1 protein-coding gene and 1 pseudogene are annotated in these 1,710 nt (G+C 42.7%); both read right to left on the bottom strand.

Annotated features, from left to right (window positions below; translation table 11 throughout):
- Window positions 1–65: 65 nt before the first annotated feature.
- Window positions 66–257, bottom strand: a complete 192-nt coding sequence (locus tag QUB61_RS39300; protein WP_333136871.1) for a helix-turn-helix domain-containing protein — start codon at window positions 255–257, stop codon at window positions 66–68.
- A 71-nt stretch (window positions 258–328) separates the two neighbouring features.
- Window positions 329–1,544, bottom strand: a pseudogene (locus tag QUB61_RS39305) (ISAs1 family transposase).
- Window positions 1,545–1,710: the final 166 nt, after the last annotated feature.

Here is a 1,710-nt window from a genome sequence, read left to right on the forward strand (position 1 = left end):
GCTGCCTATCTTTTTTTACCACAAGTTGGCTCAATCCTTACTAACTATGGGTTTGGGGCGGGTCGTCACCCCCCCAGGATTGTGGTACGATGTTTACCGACGCGCACCGCAACAGACAATACGCTATCTGCCATTTTGGTTTTGAGCCAATACAGAGCTTGCAGTTTTTCGTGGCACACAGCATCTTTCTGTTGAGCCAGAAGAGCTTTCAGTTCTTCTGCTGTTTCCTGAATCTCAATCTTAACGACTCCTGACATTTTTCCTCCTTATATTTCAGTCAGGGTAAGCGCATCTCAAACGCTATTGACAAGGGGATTTAGAGGCATCATCATGTTGGGTGGGATAAACAAGCAGCAAGAATAGTCAGCATATAGTTATTATCCATTGCGGCTCGATTGGATGAATGCCGATTGCTACGCCGAAAAGATTGCTCTCGGTTTAAAGCATTAAGAGCTATTCGTCGTAGTAATGCCAGATTATGTGGTGCATGTCCCGTTCGGACACGACAAGCATCTTATGAGAAAGTGACATCTAAAGTCCAATGCAGACCATTCTCAATGCCCCAATGGAGACGGATTGCCTGTCCAAGCTTACAAGCGTCACTTTCCAAACTAGTCAAATAAAACTGGACTTCATGAGTAGTTTTATTCCATAAATGCCGAATTCGTACTACCATTACCAGGGTCTTTAGACCCAGCCAATCCGATTGTTGATGCAACGGTGATAGTTGAGAAACTGGGACGCTCCAAACTTGTCTTTTTTCGAGACGGTGATGTCCCTTCTCTATCTGTTCGTTGTAGCTGAAGGATATGCCTTCAAATTTGAGAGCTAGCGCTTGGTCAAACCAAGTCTTGACTTGCCCATGAAGTCTAGGATGGTTGGCTTTAAGCGCTAAAATATAATCAGCTTTTGCACTATATATTTGAGTGGCAATTGCTGTTTGTGTACCCATTGCATCAATTGTGATAATGCTTCCAGCGAGGTCAAGCAGTTCTAATAGGGCAGGAATTGCCGTGATTTCATTCGATTTATCAGCTACTTTGACTTGCCCCAAAACCAGACGATGTTGACTGGTTTTGGGGCAAGTCAAATGCAACGCTGATTTCTGCTGCTCTCTGTCGTAGGAACTTCTAAGAGTCTTGCCATCGATAGGAATTACTTGCGCTCCAATTGTTTTAACTATTCGTAGGAACCCACCTCTGAAAGCAACGCTCAAATACTTGAGGATTAATCCGTTCAAAGACTCGTCGAAAAGTATCTGCACCAGGAATGCCACTCGGTAGAGCTAAAAATTCTCGTAACCAATCAAATTTGCTCAACCCATAGTTTTCCATATCTTCCCATCCCTTACCTCCCGCAATGACTGATAAAATTCCGATGATTAAAATATCTGTTAACAGATGGCTCCGGGTACGTTGTACTCGCGGGTCTTCTATCTCGCTAAAATAGCTTTGCATCTGTTCTGTTAATGCTGTAGCACTGGGCAGGTTCAAATTCAACTTAGTTTGACGCTTTGAACAAGTAGAATTGAAGCCCGCTCCCATAAGATAGTCCCCGATAAATTTAACAATGTGTTTATTAGACTACTACTAAACACATTTTTTTTGTGAAAATATTGCCTTCTCATCTTTGACTGGAGTTGAGACTAAAAAACGAGCGCATCTAAAAGTAGCTGCCTTTAAATATCCGGCAAGCTGTTACTCAAAAACT

Origin of the sequence: Microcoleus sp. C2D2 (assembly GCF_036702495.1) — a bacterium.
Classification (GTDB): domain Bacteria; phylum Cyanobacteriota; class Cyanobacteriia; order Cyanobacteriales; family Microcoleaceae; genus Microcoleus.

What these genes read in the sequence shown, in the direction of transcription:
- QUB61_RS39300 (WP_333136871.1), bottom strand. Translation starts at nt 257, where the DNA reads ATGTCAGGAGTCGTTAAGATTGAGATTCAGGAAACAGCAGAAGAACTG.